This window comes from Rhodoplanes sp. SY1 (genome assembly GCF_046000175.1).
Taxonomy (GTDB): Bacteria; Pseudomonadota; Alphaproteobacteria; order Rhizobiales; family Xanthobacteraceae; genus Rhodoplanes.
Map to the genome: position 1 here is coordinate 12,365 of NZ_JBEOMB010000039.1, position 15,339 is coordinate 27,703.

General features: G+C 69.7%; 13 protein-coding genes and 1 pseudogene. 10 read left to right on the forward strand and 4 right to left on the reverse strand.

Going from position 1 to position 15,339, the window contains the following annotated elements; translation table 11 throughout:
* Positions 1-36 precede the first annotated feature (36 nt).
* Complete coding sequence (locus ABTU92_RS11465; protein ID WP_408090659.1) at positions 37-792, reverse strand: 3-deoxy-manno-octulosonate cytidylyltransferase; 756 nt, start codon at positions 790-792, stop codon at positions 37-39.
* A 167-nt stretch (positions 793-959) separates the two neighbouring features.
* Here ABTU92_RS11465 and ABTU92_RS11470 point away from each other — a divergent pair.
* From ABTU92_RS11470 to ABTU92_RS11515, 10 genes and pseudogenes are all read left to right on the forward strand, one after another.
* A pseudogene (locus tag ABTU92_RS11470) lies at positions 960-1,496 on the forward strand (c-type cytochrome); the annotation flags it as partial.
* Positions 1,497-1,934: 438 nt separating this feature from the next.
* Positions 1,935-3,854: an extracellular solute-binding protein gene (locus ABTU92_RS11475; RefSeq protein ID WP_408090661.1), complete on the forward strand. Its 1,920-nt coding sequence runs from the start codon at positions 1,935-1,937 to the stop codon at positions 3,852-3,854.
* 77 nt (positions 3,855-3,931) lie between these two features.
* Positions 3,932-5,776: an extracellular solute-binding protein gene (locus ABTU92_RS11480; RefSeq protein ID WP_408090721.1), complete on the forward strand. Its 1,845-nt coding sequence runs from the start codon at positions 3,932-3,934 to the stop codon at positions 5,774-5,776.
* Between the two features lie 153 nt (positions 5,777-5,929).
* Positions 5,930-7,045: a microcin C ABC transporter permease YejB gene (locus tag ABTU92_RS11485; RefSeq protein ID WP_408090663.1), complete on the forward strand. Its 1,116-nt coding sequence runs from the start codon at positions 5,930-5,932 to the stop codon at positions 7,043-7,045.
* 1 nt (position 7,046) lies between these two features.
* Entirely contained in the window at positions 7,047-8,273 is a 1,227-nt protein-coding gene (locus ABTU92_RS11490) for an ABC transporter permease (RefSeq protein WP_408090665.1), read from the forward strand.
* A gap of 51 nt (positions 8,274-8,324) precedes the next feature.
* Entirely contained in the window at positions 8,325-8,738 is a 414-nt protein-coding gene (locus ABTU92_RS11495) for a hypothetical protein (RefSeq protein WP_408090667.1), read from the forward strand.
* Positions 8,735-9,187, forward strand: coding sequence for a type II toxin-antitoxin system VapC family toxin (locus ABTU92_RS11500; protein ID WP_408090669.1), 453 nt, complete (start codon positions 8,735-8,737; stop codon positions 9,185-9,187). The genes ABTU92_RS11495 and ABTU92_RS11500 overlap by 4 nt, the downstream gene beginning before the upstream one ends.
* Complete coding sequence (locus tag ABTU92_RS11505; RefSeq protein ID WP_408090671.1) at positions 9,184-10,812, forward strand: ABC transporter ATP-binding protein; 1,629 nt, start codon at positions 9,184-9,186, stop codon at positions 10,810-10,812. Before ABTU92_RS11500 ends, ABTU92_RS11505 begins: the two co-directional genes overlap by 4 nt.
* A 170-nt stretch (positions 10,813-10,982) precedes the next feature.
* A complete protein-coding gene (locus tag ABTU92_RS11510) occupies positions 10,983-11,615 on the forward strand; it encodes an NUDIX domain-containing protein (protein WP_408090673.1) in 633 nt (210 codons plus the stop codon).
* A 4-nt stretch (positions 11,616-11,619) separates the two neighbouring features.
* Positions 11,620-12,309 (forward strand): DsbA family protein, encoded by a 690-nt coding sequence (locus tag ABTU92_RS11515; protein WP_408090675.1) that lies wholly within the window; start codon positions 11,620-11,622, stop codon positions 12,307-12,309.
* 21 nt (positions 12,310-12,330) lie between these two features.
* Here the strand turns inward: ABTU92_RS11515 and ABTU92_RS11520 are convergent, their stop codons facing one another.
* The 3 genes from ABTU92_RS11520 to ABTU92_RS11530 form a co-directional block, all read right to left on the reverse strand.
* A complete protein-coding gene (locus ABTU92_RS11520; protein WP_408090677.1) occupies positions 12,331-12,804 on the reverse strand; it encodes an HXXEE domain-containing protein in 474 nt (157 codons plus the stop codon).
* Positions 12,805-12,849: 45 nt separating this feature from the next.
* Complete coding sequence (locus ABTU92_RS11525; RefSeq protein ID WP_408090679.1) at positions 12,850-13,716, reverse strand: C40 family peptidase; 867 nt, start codon at positions 13,714-13,716, stop codon at positions 12,850-12,852.
* 230 nt (positions 13,717-13,946) lie between these two features.
* Positions 13,947-15,323 (reverse strand): leucyl aminopeptidase family protein, encoded by a 1,377-nt coding sequence (locus tag ABTU92_RS11530; protein ID WP_408090681.1) that lies wholly within the window; start codon positions 15,321-15,323, stop codon positions 13,947-13,949.
* Between the last annotated feature and the right edge of the window lie 16 nt (positions 15,324-15,339).

The window sequence follows — 15,339 nt, forward strand, 5'->3', positions numbered from 1 at the left end:
CGGGCGGGCGAGTCAACGGCCGTGTCGGCCGGTCGGTCAGTGGGTGTGTCGCGCGCGCCCGGCCAGGATCGCGCGGGCGGCGTCGAGGTCGGCCGGCGTGTCGACCCCGAGCGGCACCGAGGCGACCACGGCGACGTCGATGCGCAGGCCAGCCTCCAGGGCGCGCAGCTGCTCCAGCCGCTCGCGCGTCTCCAGCGGCGACGGCGGCAGCGCCACGAACCGGGCGAGCGCGGCGCGCCGATAGGCGTAGAGCCCGATGTGGTGATAGAGCGGCCCGTCACCCCACGGCGCCGTCGCCCGGGTGAAGTAGAGGGCCCGCAACCGCCGGTCAGCGACCGGGCTGCCGACCACCTTGACGACGTTCGGATTGGTGCGCTCCTCGTCGCGCACGATCTCGGCGGCGAGCGTCGCGATGTCGACCGAGGGGTCTTCGAGTGGCACGACCGCCGTGGCGACATCGCCGGGCGCGAGCGTCGGCAGATCGCCCTGCACGTTGACGACCGTCTCGAACCGGCCCTCGGGGTCGATCGTCTGCAGCGCCTCGAAGATGCGGTCGGAGCCCGACGGATGATCCGCCCGGGTCAGCACCGCACGCCCGCCGGCGGCCGCGACGGCGGCGTGGATCGCCTCCGAATCAGTGGCGACGACCACCGGCCCGACATCGGCCTCGACGGACCGGCGCATCACCTGGACGATCATCGGCACGCCACCGATGTCGGCGAGCGGCTTGTTCGGGAGCCTCGTCGCGGCGAGCCGGGCCGGGATCAGAACGACGGTATCGGACAAGGACATGACGGGCGCCGGATCGGGAACGACGGGGCGCCGTTCCGCAGCCGCGAACTGCGGCCTTCGGCGGCGCTTATACGTGTTGCAAGGCGCGCCGCAAACCCGCTATGTCTGGCTCGAACCTCGTGCGGCACCCCCGCCGTAGACGCTCTTTCCCCCGGAGCCCGTGCGCGATGGATTCCTTCGAACTCAACAAGATCGCCGGCGCGTTCCTGTTCAGCGCCGCCTGCGTCGTCGCCCTCAACGTCACGGCCGGGATCATCTTTTCGCCGGAGAAGCCCGAGCAGCCGGGTTACGCCATCGCGGTGGCGGGAGAGACCGCGGCGCCGAAGGCCGCCACGGAGGCCCCGGCCGAGCCGCCGATCACCACGCTGCTCGCGTCGGCGAGCATCGACCGTGGCGCGTCTGCGGCGCGCAAATGCGAGTCCTGCCACACCTTCGACAAGGGTGGCGCCAACAAGGTCGGCCCCAATCTGTGGGGCGTGGTCGGCCGGCCGCACGCCTCGCATCCCGGCTTCAAGTACTCGGCCGCCATGGCGGCGAAGACCGGCCCGTGGACGATCGAGGAGCTGAACGCCTTCATCCAGAACCCCAAGACGGCGATTCCGGGCACCGCGATGGCGTTCGCCGGCGTGTCGAAGGCGAGCGAGCGGGCCGACCTCCTGGCCTTCCTCAACTCGAAGTCCGACAACCCGCAGCCGCTGCCGACGACCACGGGCGCCGCCTCGCCGGAGCCGGCGCCGCCGACGGCGGCCCAGCCGCAGCCCGGCAACCAGGGCGCCCAGCCCAACGCCCCGGCCGAGGCCGCGCCGCCCAAGCAGTGAGGCGCTCGCGCTCGCTGGACCGTTAACCTGGACGGGCCTTTGCGGAAGTTGTCATTCCGGGGCGCGGCGAAGCCGCGAACCCTGAATCCAGCGGCGAACTCGGCATTCTGGGCTGGATTCCGGGTTCGGCGCTGTGCGCCGCCCCGGAATGACAGCGAGCGATCGACGCTGCCGCGCTCCGTCCAATCCGCCGAGATTGCCAACATTTAACCCGTTTCGGCCGTCCGCGGCTGGCGGACGCACATCCCAAAACCGACATATTCGGTTAGAACCGTCGGTCTGCCCGCCCGAGGACGTCTCGGGCGGCGTGCTTGGGAGATGTCCTTGCCCCTGTCCCGGCCTCTGTCTCGTCGTGACCTGCTCCGCTCGACCGCGATCGCCGCGGCGACCCCTGTCCTCGCTCCGCTCGCCGGGCTGGCTCCGGCCGCGCTCGCGCAGACGGCGGCGGACGGGTCGGCCGAGCCCGTCTGGCGGCACGGGCTGTCGCTGTTCGGCGACCTCAAGTACCCGGCCGGCTTCCAGCACTTCGACTACGTGAACCCGAACGCCCCGAAGGGCGGCACGGTGCGCCAGATCGCCATCGGCACCTTCGACAACTTCAACGTCGTCGTCTCCGGCGTGAAGGGCACGCTGGCCGGCCCGGTGTTCTTCGTCTACGAGACCCTGATGTCGCCGGCTCTCGACGAGGTTTCGACCGAGTACGGGCTGCTCGCCGAGGCCGTGTCCTATCCGGCCGACTACGCCTCGGTGACGTACCGGCTGCGCGCGAACGCGCGCTGGCACGACGGCACGCCGGTGACGCCCGACGACGTGATCTTCTCGCTCCAGGCGTTCACCAAGAACCACCCGCAGTTCGGCGCCTACTATCGCCACGTGACCAAGGCCGAGAAGACCGGCGCGCGCGACGTGACCTTCACGTTCGACCAGCCCGGCAACCGCGAGCTGCCGCAGATCGTCGGCCAGCTCCGGGTGCTGCCGAAGCACTGGTGGGAGGGCACCGACAGCCAGGGCCGCAAGCGCGACATCACCCAGACGACCCTGGAGGTGCCGCTCGGCAGCGGCGCCTACCGGATCAAGGAGTTCTCGCCCGGCCGGACGATCGTGCTGGAGCGGGTGAAGGACCACTGGGCCAAGGACCTGCCGGTCAGCATCGGCCGCGACAATTTCGACGAGCTCCGCTACGAGTATTTCCGCGACACCACGGTGGCGCTAGAGGCCTTCAAGGGCGACGCCGTCGACTGGCGCACCGAGAACTCGGCCAAGGACTGGGCGACCGCCTACGACTTCCCGGCCGTGAAGGACGGCCGGGTGATCCGCGAGGAGTTCCCGATCCGCAGCTCGGGCGGCATGCAGGCCTTCGCGTTCAACATCCGCCGCGACAAGTTCAAGGACCCGAACGTCCGCCGCGCGTTCAACTACGCGTTCGACTTCGAGGACATGAACCAGGCGATGTTCTTCGGCCAGTACAAGCGGATCGGGAGCTACTTCGAAGGCATGCCCGACCTGATGTCGTCCGGCCTGCCGCAAGGCCAGGAGCTCGCCATCCTGGAGACGGTGCGCGACAAGGTGCCGCCCGAGGTGTTCACCACGCCCTACACCAACCCCACCGCGGGCTCGCCGGACGCGGTGCGCGCCAATCTGCGCGAGGCGCTGCGGCTGTTCAAGCTCGGCGGTTACGAGGTGCGCGACCGCAAGCTGGTCGACGTGAAGACCGGCCAGCCGATGACGGTCGAGTTCCTGCTCTCCTCGCAGACCTTCGAGCGGCTGGTGCTGCGCTATCAGCCGTCGCTGGAGCGCGTCGGCGTCACCGTCTCGGTGCGCACCATCGACCCGGCCCAGTACGAGAACCGGATGCGCAGCTTCGACTACGACATCATCGTCGACTCCTGGGGCCAGTCGCTGTCGCCCGGCAACGAGCAGCGCGGCTTCTGGAGCACGCCGGCCGCCGACCAGCCGGGCTCGCAGAACTCGGTCGGCATCAAGAACCCGGCCGTCGACGCGCTGATCGAGAAGGTGATCTTCGCCAAGGACCGGGCCGAGCTCGAGGCCGCCACCAAGGCGCTCGACCGCGTGCTCTTGTGGAACTTCTACGTCGTGCCGCAATGGACCTACGGCAAGCAGCGCACGGCGCGCTGGGACCGCTTCGGCCGGCCCGCGACGATGCCGACCTACGGCGCCGCGGCCTTCCCGACGATCTGGTGGTGGGACGCGGCCAAGGCCGCCAAAACCGGCGGCCGTTCGTGAGCGGCCCCGCGCGCCGCGACGGGCTTCTCCCTGCACCTCTCCCCGCGCGCGGGAGGGGGCCCACCCGCCGCGACGTCCTGATAACATCCGCCGCAACGCTCGCCGTCGCGAGCGGTCTCGCGCCGCGCGCTGCGAGCGCCGCCGTCGAGGCGCTCGAGACGCACGGGCTCTCGGCCTTCGGCGATCTGAAATACCCGGCCGACTTCCGCCACTTCGACTACGTGAACCCGAACGCCCCGAAGGGCGGCACCTTCTCGCTGATCGGTTCGACCCGCCAGTTCAACCAGAACTTCCTCACCTTCAACTCGCTGAACAGCTGGATTCTTCGTGGGGACGCCGCGCTCGGCATGGAATGGACCATGGCGAGCCTGATGACGCGGGCGAGCGACGAGCCCGACGCCCTGTACGGCCTCGTGGCGCGGGCCGTGCGGGTCGCACCCGACGGCCTCGCCTACACGTTCGTGCTGAGGCCCGAGGCGCGCTTTCATGACGGCACGCGGATCACGGCCGCTGACGTCGCCTGGTCGCTGACGACCCTCAAGGCCAAGGGCCACCCGATCATCGGCCAGCTCCTGCGCGACATGATCACGGCCGAGGCCGAGGCCGACGATCTCGTGACGGTGCGGTTCGCACCGGGCCGCGCCCGCGACGTGCCGCTCTTCGTCGCGTCACTTCCGATCTTCTCGCGCACCTATTATGCCGACCGGGCGTTCGACGAGACGACGCTCGACGTGCCGCTCGGCGCGGGGCCGTACAAGGTGGGCCGCTTCGAGCCCGGCCGCTACATCGCCTACGAGCGGGTGCCGGCCTGGTGGGGCGCGGCGCTGCCCGTGGCCGTCGGCCAGCACAATTTCGACACGCTGCGCTACGAGTTCTATCGCGACCGCGACGTCGCTTTCGAGGGCTTCACCGGCAAGAGCTACCTGTTCCGCGAGGAGTTCACGTCGCGCATCTGGGCGACCCGCTACGACTTCCCGGCGCTGCGCGACGGCCGCGTGAGACAGGTCGTGCTGCCCGACGACACGCCGTCGGGCGCGCAGGGCTGGTTCCTCAACGTCCGCCGCGACAAGTTCAAGAACCCGAAGCTGCGCGAGGCCCTGATCGTCGCCTTCGACTTCGAGTGGACCAACACATCGCTGATGTACGGCTCCTACCAGCGCACCCATTCGGTGTTCCAGAACTCCGACATGATGGCGACCGGCAAGCCGGAGGGCGCCGAGCTCGCGCTGCTGGAGAAGTTCCGCGGCAAGGTGGCGGACGAGGTGTTCGCCGAGCCCTTCGTGCCGCCCGTGTCGGACGGCTCGGGGCAGGACCGCGCACTCCTGCGCCGCGCCTCTCAGCTTCTCGCCGACGCCGGCTATCCGGTGAAGAACGGCAAGCGCGTCGACCCGAACGGCGCACCGGTGACGATCGAGTTCCTGCTCGACGAGCCGGCGTTCCAGCCGCATCACATGCTCTACATCAAGAATCTCGGCCTGCTCGGCATCGACGCGACGCTGCGCATGGTCGATCCCGTGCAGTTCCGCGCCCGCGTCGACGCCTTCGATTTCGACGTGACGATCCAGCGCTTCTCGTTCTCGACCACGCCGGGCGACGCGCTGCGCTCCTACTTCTCGTCGCAGTCCGCCGCCATCAAGGGATCCCAGAACCTCGCCGGCATCGCCGATCCGGTGATCGACCAGCTCATCGAGGCGATCATCGCCGCGAACACGCGCGCCGACCTCGTGATCGCGGCACGGGCGCTCGACCGTGTCGTCAGGGCCGGGCGCTACTGGGTGCCGCAGTGGTACAAGGCGTCCCACTGGCTCGCTTTCTGGGACGTGTTCGAGCGCCCGCCGACGAAGCCGCGCTACGCCCGCGGCGCGCCGGAAACATGGTGGCACGACGCCGCCAAGGCGGCGAAGACCGAGGGGAAGGGATGACTGCCGGTCCGCCGAGGCCACGTCCTTCGAGACGCCCGCTTCGCGGGCTCCTCAGGACGAGGTTCGAGTTCAGCGCCTGCCTTCGTCCTGAGGAGCGCCCGGAGGGCGCGTCTCGAAGGACGTGGCCACCAGAGCACGACGCAGCTTGACATCATGACCGCCTATATCGTCCGCCGCCTCCTGTTCATGATCCCGACCCTGCTCGGCATCATGCTGGTGTCCTTCGTCGTCGTGCAGTTCGCGCCCGGCGGCCCGGTCGAGCGCGTGATCGCCCAGATCTCCGGCTCCGACACCGGCGCGACGTCGCGCATCTCGGGCTCGGCGGGCGGCGACTTCGGCGCCCGCGGCCAGCCGCAGGGCGGCGCCGCCATGGACGCGACCTCGTCGAAATACCGCGGCGCCCAGGGGCTCGACCCCGAGTTCATCAAGAACCTCGAGCGCCAGTTCGGCTTCGACAAGCCGGCCTGGGAGCGGTTCCTCATCATGCTGAAGAACTACATCACGTTCGACTTCGGCAAGAGCTACTTCCGCGACGTCAAGGTGATCGACCTGATCAAGGAGAAGCTGCCCGTCTCGATGTCGCTCGGCATCTGGATGCTGCTGCTCACCTATCTGATCTCGATCCCGCTCGGCATCCGCAAGGCGGTGCGCGACGGCTCGCAGTTCGACGTGTGGACGTCCGGCATCATCATCATCGGCTACGCGATCCCCGGCTTCCTGTTCGCCATCCTGCTGATCATCCTGTTCGCCGGCGGCTCGTTCTTCGACTGGTTCCCGCTGCGTGGCCTGACCTCGGACAACTGGGACCGCCTCGCGTGGTGGCAGAAGATCCTCGACTACTTCTGGCACCTCGTGCTGCCGATCCTCTCGATGGGCATCGGCGCCTTCGCCACCATGACGCTGCTGACCAAGAACTCGTTCCTGGACGAGATCCGGAAGCAGTACGTCCTCACGGCGCGCGCGAAGGGCTGCACGGAGCGGCAGGTGCTCTACGGGCACGTGTTCCGCAACGCCATGCTGCTGATCATCGCCGGCTTCCCGGGCGCCTTCGTGCATGCCTTCTTCTCCGGGTCGCTGCTTATCGAGACGATCTTCTCGCTCGACGGGCTCGGGCTCCTCGGCTTCGAGAGCGTGCTCAACCGCGACTATCCGGTGGTGTTCGCCACCCTCTACATCTTCTCGCTGGTCGGCCTGATCGTGAACCTGATCTCCGATCTCACCTACACCTGGGTCGATCCGCGCATCGACTTCGAGACCCGGGAGGTGTGACATGGACGCCCCGACCACGTCGAGCCGCACCGCCCCCCGCCCGGCCGAGCGCGCCGCCGCGCAAGGGCGCGAGCCCGAGACCTCCGCGATCGCCCCGACCGGCCTCGCGGTGCCGCCCGAAGGCCGGCCGCTCCCGGTGTCGCCGATCACCCGGCGGCGCTGGCAGAACTTCAAGGCGAACCGGCGCGGCTTCGTCTCGCTGTGGGTCTTCCTGGTGCTGTTCGTCGCCTCGCTCGGCGCCGAGCTGATCGCCAACGACAAGCCGTTCCTCGTCTCCTACGACGGGCACTGGTACTTTCCCGCCCTCGTCGCCTATCCGGAGACGACCTTCGGCGGGGACTTCGAGACGACCGCCGACTACCGCGATCCGTTCCTGCAGAAGCAGATCGCCGAGAAGGGCGGCAGCATCTGGTGGCCGCCGATCCGCTACTCCTACAACACCCACAATCTCGACCTGCCGACACCCGCGCCTTCGCCGCCGACCTGGATGCTGACCGAGGCGCAGTGCAAGGCCGTGGTCGAGCGCAAGGGCCTGTCCGGCTGCCGCGACCTCGAATACAACTGGCTCGGCACCGACGACCAGGGCCGCGACGTCGCCGCGCGGCTGATCTACGGCTTCCGCCTCTCGGTGCTGTTCGGCCTGTGCCTCACCCTCGTGTCCTCTGCGATCGGCATCGCGGCCGGCGCCGTGCAGGGCTATTTCGGCGGCTGGACGGATCTCCTGTTCCAGCGCTTCATCGAGATCTGGACCTCGGTGCCGTCGCTCTATCTGCTGCTGATCATCTCGTCGGTGCTGGTGCCGGGCTTCTTCGTACTGCTCGGGATTCTTCTGCTGTTCTCCTGGGTGTCGCTGGTCGGCCTGGTGCGGGCCGAGTTTTTGCGCGGACGCAATTTCGAATACGTGCAGGCGGCGCGCGCGCTCGGCGTGTCGAACACGCTGATCATGTTCCGCCACCTGCTGCCCAACGCCATGGTGGCGACGCTCACCTTCCTGCCCTTCATCCTGTCGTCCTCGGTGATGACGCTCACGGCGCTCGACTTCCTCGGCTTCGGCCTGCCGCCCGGCTCGCCCTCGCTCGGCGAGATGCTCGGGCAGGGCAAGGCCAACGTCCAGGCGCCCTGGCTCGGCCTCACCGCCTTCTTCACCGTGGCCGTGATGCTGTCGCTCCTGATCTTCATCGGCGAGGCGGTGCGCGACGCTTTCGACCCGCGCAAGGCGTTCGGGTGACTCTACGCAAAGCGCAATTGACTGCCCGAGATGCGTAGGATATTATGCGAAATGCATAGTCTTGCCGACATCTTCTCGCTCTGGCCTTCCGACGCCGACCTCGGTCGCGACATGGAAGTGCCGTACTCGACCGTCGCATCGTGGAAGCAGCGCGGTTCGATTCCGCCCGCCTATTGGCGGGACTTCATCCTCCTGGCCCGCCGGCGAGGACACCCGGAGATCGACGCCGATTTTCTCGTCCGCCTCCATGCCCGCACCCCGGCGCCCGGGGCGGCCCGCGGATTCGGCGAGGATGACGCGGCGACGTTCCACGCACCACCCGAATCGAGCGCCCCGGCTGCCGTCGGCGCGACCGCGGGAGGCCACTTCTCGCGACACCGAGCGGCCCGTCGTGCGCGCTTCCAGACCGGCCGGGAGATCGAGGATCATGTCGACGCGTTGCGCGAAGAGTGGTCGCACCGTTGACCGCGCCACGCCTCTACCTCGACGCCAACGTCTTCATCGCCGCGTATGAGAGCGCGACGGCGCGGTCCGACCACGCGTGGTGGACGCTCGACGCGATCGAGAGCGGCGAGTTCGTCGGCGTGACGAGCGAGCTGACGCTGGCGGAGATCCTGGTGAAGCCGCTCGCCGACGGCGACGACGACCTCGTGCGGCGCTACAAGGACATCGTCACGTCGAGCGACGAGCTGATCGTCGTCGCCGTCGATCGCGACATCCTGGTCGACGCGGCCGAGCTGCGCTCGCACCGGACATCGCTCCGGCTTCCGGACGCCATCCACGTCGCCAGCGCGCGCCGCGCCGGCTGCACGCACATCGTCAGCGACGACCGTCGCCTCCCGTTCGCAGCGGGCATCGCGGTCGTGCGGCTCGGCCCCCACACCATCGGCATCGTCAGAGGCGAATCGCCATGACCACCCCCCTCCTCTCCGTGAAGGACCTCTCCGTCGCGTTCCGCCAGGGCGGACGACAGATCCTGGCGGTCGATCGCGTGTCGTTCGATCTCGCCAAGGGCGAGACGCTGGCGCTGGTCGGCGAGTCGGGCTCCGGCAAGTCGGTCACGGCGTTGTCGGTGATGAAGCTGCTGCCCTATCCGGCGGCGAGCCATCCGTCCGGGACGATCACGTTCAAGGGCCAGGAGCTGGTCGGGCGCAGCGACGACGAGATGCGCAAGGTGCGCGGCGACGACATCGCCATCGTGTTCCAGGAGCCGATGACGTCGCTCAATCCACTCCACACGATCGAGAAGCAGATCGCCGAGATCCTGCTGCTCCACCGCGGCCTCGCCGGCGAGGCGGCGCGCCGGCGCATCGTCGAGCTGCTCGAGCAGGTCGGTATTCCGGACCCGGAGGGCCGGCTCGGCAGCTACCCGCACCAGCTCTCCGGCGGCCAGCGCCAGCGCGTGATGATCGCCATGGCGCTCGCCAACGAGCCCGATCTCCTGATCGCCGACGAGCCGACGACCGCGCTCGACGTCACGGTGCAGGCGCAGATCCTCGCGCTCCTGAAGGACATCCAGCGCCGGCTCGGCATGTCGATGCTGTTCATCACCCACGACCTCGGCATCGTGCGCAAGATCGCCGACCGCGTCTGCGTGATGAAGCACGGCAAGATCGTCGAGCAGGGCACGGTCGAGCGCGTGTTCGCGGCCCCCGCGCATCCCTACACGCGCGAGCTCCTCGCCGCCGAGCCCAAGCCCGATCCGGCGCCGCTGCAGCCGGACCAGCCGATCGTCGTCGAGACCCGGGATCTGAAAGTCTGGTTCCCGGTGAAGCGCGGCCTGATGCGGCGCACGGTCGGCCACATCAAGGCGGTCGACGGCATCGACATCGCGGTGCGCAAGGGCGAGACGCTCGGCATCGTCGGCGAGTCCGGCTCGGGAAAGACGACGCTCGGCCTCGCCATCCTGCGGCTGATCTCCTCGCAGGGGCCGATCGTGTTTCTCGGTCACGAGCTGCAGGGGTTGAAGTTCAAGGCGATGCGGCCGTTCCGCCGCGACATGCAGATCGTCTTCCAGGATCCGTTCGGCTCGCTCTCGCCGCGCATGTCGATCGCCGACATCATCGAGGAGGGCCTGTGGGTGCATCAGCCCGGCCTGTCGGCGGGCGAGCGCGAGGAGCGCGTGGTGCGCGCGCTCGGCGACGTCGGGCTCGATCCGCAGTCGCGCTTCCGCTATCCGCACGAGTATTCGGGCGGCCAGCGCCAGCGCATCGCGGTCGCCCGCGCGCTGGTGCTGGAGCCGAGCTTCATGGTGCTCGACGAGCCGACCTCGGCGCTCGACATGCTGATCCAGTCGCAGATCGTCGACCTGCTGCGCGATTTGCAGAAGCGCCGCAACCTCACCTACCTGTTCATCTCCCACGACCTGCGCGTCGTCGCCGCGCTGGCGAGCCGGCTCGTGGTGATGCGCAACGGCAAGGTGGTCGAGGAAGGCCCGGCGGCCGAGGTGTTCGGCGCCCCGAAGAGCGCCTACACGCGCGCCCTCTTCGCCGCGGCCTTCAATCTCGACACCGCGCCCGAGGGCGTGGTGGCGCAGTAAGTGTGTTGCTTCCCACTCGTCCCCGCGACGGCGGGGACCCAGGGGCCACAGGACGAGCGGCTCTGGATTCCCGCTTGCGCGGGAATGTGCGGAGCAAGCGGACGCGCACGTGATTTCGGTCGCGACGGCAGGGGCTCTCGCCCTCGTCGCACTTGTGCTAAGACCCGCGCATGAACCGACAGTCTCCTCCTCCCGTCCTCGCCGACGCGCCGGCCGAGGTGCAGCTCGACAGCCCGACCCTGCTCGGCCCGGGCTTCCGTCGCTTCGAGCGCTGGTCGGTCGGCATCGACCACGGCGGCACGCCGGCCACGCTCGTGCGCGACATCCTGCGCATCGGCCGCACGGTCGGCATGGTCGCCGTCGATCTCGCCCGCGACGAGATCGTGCTGATCCGCCAGTTCCGGCTCGCCGCGCATCTCGCCACCGGACGCGGCGACATCGTCGAGATCCCGGCCGGCTACATCGAGGCCGGCGAGGCGCCGGCCGGGGCCGCGGCGCGCGAATGCCTGGAAGAGATCGGCGTTGCGCCACGCGCGCTGCGCGAGATCTTCCGCTTCATGCCGGCGCCCGGCATGCTCGAAGAGTACGCCCACATCTTTTTGGTCTCGGTCGATGCCGCGCAGATCCCGGAGCAAGCCGGCGCGACCGACGAGATCGAGCACACGCGGCCGATCCGCGTGCCGATCGACGCGGCGATCGCGGCGCTCGGCGCCGGCACGGTCGAGAACGGCTATCTGCTCCTGTCGCTGCAATGGCTGGCGCTCAACCGCCAGCGGCTCGGCGCCCTGCTCGGAGAGGACTGATCACATGCGATTGACGAGACGGAGCGCCGTCGCGGCGCTCGCCGGCGCCGGTGCGGCGATGACGCTCGCCCCGGCCGGCGCACAGGACGGATCGCTGTTCCCGATCACCGGCGAGGACGGCAAGCCGGTCGTCAACTACAAGGTTCCGGTGGAGCTGGAGAGCCGCATCGAGGAGATGCCCGGCGTCGTCGTGATCGGCAACAAGAAGGGCGACGTGACGCTCGCCGAGTTCTACGACCTCAACTGCCCGTTCTGCCGCAAGGCGGCGGCCGACGCCGGCATGCTGGTCGCGACCGACAAGGAGCTGCGGCTGGTGCTGGTGCCGTTCCCGGTGCTCGGCGTGCCGTCGATCCAGGCGGGCCGCATCGAGCTCGCGGTCGCCAAGCTCGGCACGCCGGAGCAGTTCCTGGCGTTCCACCGCAGAGTCTTCTCCGTCCGCGGCACCATCGACGGGGCGCGCGCCCTCGCCGTCGTGAAGGAGCTCGGAATGTCGGTTCCGGCGATCACCAAGGCGGCCGACGACGACGCCACCACCGACACCATGCTGGCGCATGTGCGGCTCGGCAACTCGCTCGGCCTGCAGGCGACGCCGTCCTGGGTGATCAAGGGCGTCGCGGTGCTCGGCCATCCGGGCCGCAAGGCGCTCGAGCAGATGGTCGCCTCGGTGCGCCGCTGCGATCAGGTCAGTTGCTGAGCCGATCCGGCACCCGCTGCGTCAACGCCGCTGGACGAAGTAGGGCTTGTCCTTCAGCTTCAGCATCACCACCGGGCTCGCCATCAGGAGCGCGCCGCCGAGCACCGCGCCGATCGAGGTTGCCAGGTCGAGGCGGCCTTCGCCGGAAGCGGCCGCGAACATCGCGATGCCGAGCGGCAGGAACAGCACAATCGCGGTGACGAGGCCGGGGGAGAATCGGCCGCGGGTCGTGACGAACGGCAGGATGTGGAAGAAGACGGCATTGATGATCATCAGTGCCGCGTAGGTGAGCGGCGCCCAGGGCAGCGTCGGTGCCAGCATGCCTTGGGCGATGCCGAGCGCGACCACGACCGAATTGGTCACGTAGAAGTCGGTCCACTCGACTGGCAGGCCGATCACGCCGCGCGCCCAGTCGCGCCAATCGAACGTGTATTCCTCGAGAATGTGGACCGCATAGGCGGCCATGGCGAGCCAGGATAGTTCGACGAGAGTCATGATCATTCCACGCTGAACCGGGCGCGATCGCCGGCGCTCGGATGCTCACATGGGTGGTGGCGGATCGGCAAGTCGTCGAACGCTCGTGATCGCGCTGCCGGTCCCGGCGATGCGGGCGACCGCGGCGGCGCTCGGCTCGATCGCCACCGCCATGTGATGCGCATTCGCGTGCAGGATCGTCGCGGCGTCGCGCACGATCGCCACATGACCCGTCCAGAAGACGAGGTCGCCGCGCCGCCACGACGCGAGGTCGTGCGGGGCGGACAGCGCCGTGCCCAGCGCACGCTCCTGCATGTCGCTGTCGCGCGGTGCCGAGATGCCGGCGGCGGCGAGCGCCACCTGGACGAGGCCGGAGCAGTCGAGCCCAAGGCTCGTCTTGCCGCCCCACAGATACGGCGTGCCGACGAATCTCTCCGCCACCGCGACGAAATCAGGCTCCACCGTGTCGCGCGCAGCGAGATGCGGCGCGTAGACAAAGCCGCCGGTCGCGAGCACGGCGAACACGCCCTCGGCCCGGGCGACCGCGACGCGGGCGCCGAGCGACAGCGTCGTCACGGGCGGCGTCTTGATCGAGGCGGCCGGGAACACGAAGGTGCGTAGCGCCGCGACGCGGTGCGTCGGCGCTGGCCCGGGTGGCGCCAGCGCCTCGCTCGGCAGATAGCCGACATAGCCGTCCTCGAGCTGCGCCCACGACCAGCCCTCGTCGTCGGCCTCGTAGACCGTCACGGCCTCGCCGAGCAGCGCCTCGGTGTCGAGCGGCGCGTCCGGCGCGCGCCGCCGGCGCAGCGGCGCCTGCGACGTGATCACGACGCGCGGCACGCCGTCGACGAAGCGCTCGGCCTCGACCCGGCCTTTCATACGAGACGCCGCGAGATCGGGCCGGGCGGGCGTGAGACGAGGGTCGAGAGTCATGGGCATCGGATCAGGGGCATCGGATCAAGTCGCAGACAGTGGTCTCGTGCCCCGGACAAGGCGCTTCAGGCCGCAGGCCTGATGCGCCGTAGAGCCGGGGCCCAGGGGCCACACGACGGGCGCCACGGCAAGCAGATCGACCGCGCCGGGTGTCGCGACCCCTGGGTCCCGGTTCGCGGCGCGTCGCGCCGCACCCGGGACACGCGGGTGCTCGGGCGAGCGCGCCATTCTCACCCGTACCGCTCGCAGAGCAGCGCATAAAGGGCGCGCGCCGCCTGGCACTCGCCGCCTTCCGGGCGGCCCGGCTTGGCCGACGGCGTCCAGGCGTAGATGTCGAGATGCAGCCAGCGCTTCGCCTCGGACACGAAGCGGGCCAGGAACAGGGCGCACAGGATCGAGCCGGCGAAGCCGGAGGTGCCGACATTGTTCACATCGGCGGTCTTCGACTCGATCATCTGATCATAAGGGTGCCACAGCGGCATTCGCCACAGCGGGTCGTGCTCGGCCGCGGCGTGGGCCGCGAGCGATGCCGCGAGATCCTCGTCGTCGGTGTAGAAGGGCGGCAGGTCCGGCCCGAGCGCGACGCGCGCGGCGCCGGTGAGCGTGCCCATGTCGACGAGCAGCTCCGGCGCCTCCTCGTCGGCGAGCGTCAGCGCGTCGGCGAGCACCAGCCGGCCCTCGGCATCGGTGTTGCCGATCTCGACCGACAGGCCCTTGCGCGACGGATACACGTCGAGCGGCCGGAAGGCGTTGCCGTCGATGGCGTTCTCGACGGCCGGGATCAGCACGCGCAATCTGATCTTCAGGCCGCGCCCCATGATCATGTGGGCGAGCGCCAGCACGGTCGCGGCGCCGCCCATGTCCTTCTTCATCAGCCGCATCGCGGTCTCGCCCTTGATGTCGAGACCGCCGGTGTCGAAGCACACCCCCTTGCCGACCAGCGTCACCTTGGGGGCGTCGGCGTCGCCCCAGCCGATGTCGATCAGCCGCGGTGCCCGGGTCGAGGCGCGACCGACCGCGTGGATCAGCGGCAGGTTCGCGGCGAGGAGATCGTCGCCGACGATGGTGCGGATCGCGCCGCCGTGGCGCTCGGCGAGCTTGCGCGCCACCGCCTCCAGCTCGGCCGGCCCCATGTCGTTCGACGGCGTGTTGACCAGGTCGCGCGCCATGGTGACGGCCTCGACGACGCAGGCGAGATCGTCGCCGGCGCCGTCGGGCGGCACGAGCCGGACCTCGCGATCGGTGGCCTGGTGGTAGCGGCCGAACCGGTAGGCGCCGAGCGCGAAGGCGAGCGCCGCGAGGCGCGCATCGCCTGGAGGCTCGGCGAACCGGTAGGTGCCGCGCGGCAGGAGCGCCGGCAGGCGCCCCGGCAGGAACGGGTCGCGCCCGGCGCGGCCCGGAGGATCGACGCCGAACACCACGGCGGCGAGGCGCCCCTTGGCGTCCGGCAGCAGCGCGTGCCGGCCGGGTTTCGGCTCGAAGCCCGTCGCCTCGGCGAATGCGATGGCGGCCGGATCGAGTCGCGCCCGCACGTTCGGCCAGGTGCCGGCGTCGACCAGCCAGATCGGGATCGCCGTGGCGGCGTCGGTCGCGAATACCGGTTGCATGCTGGAGACGTCCTTT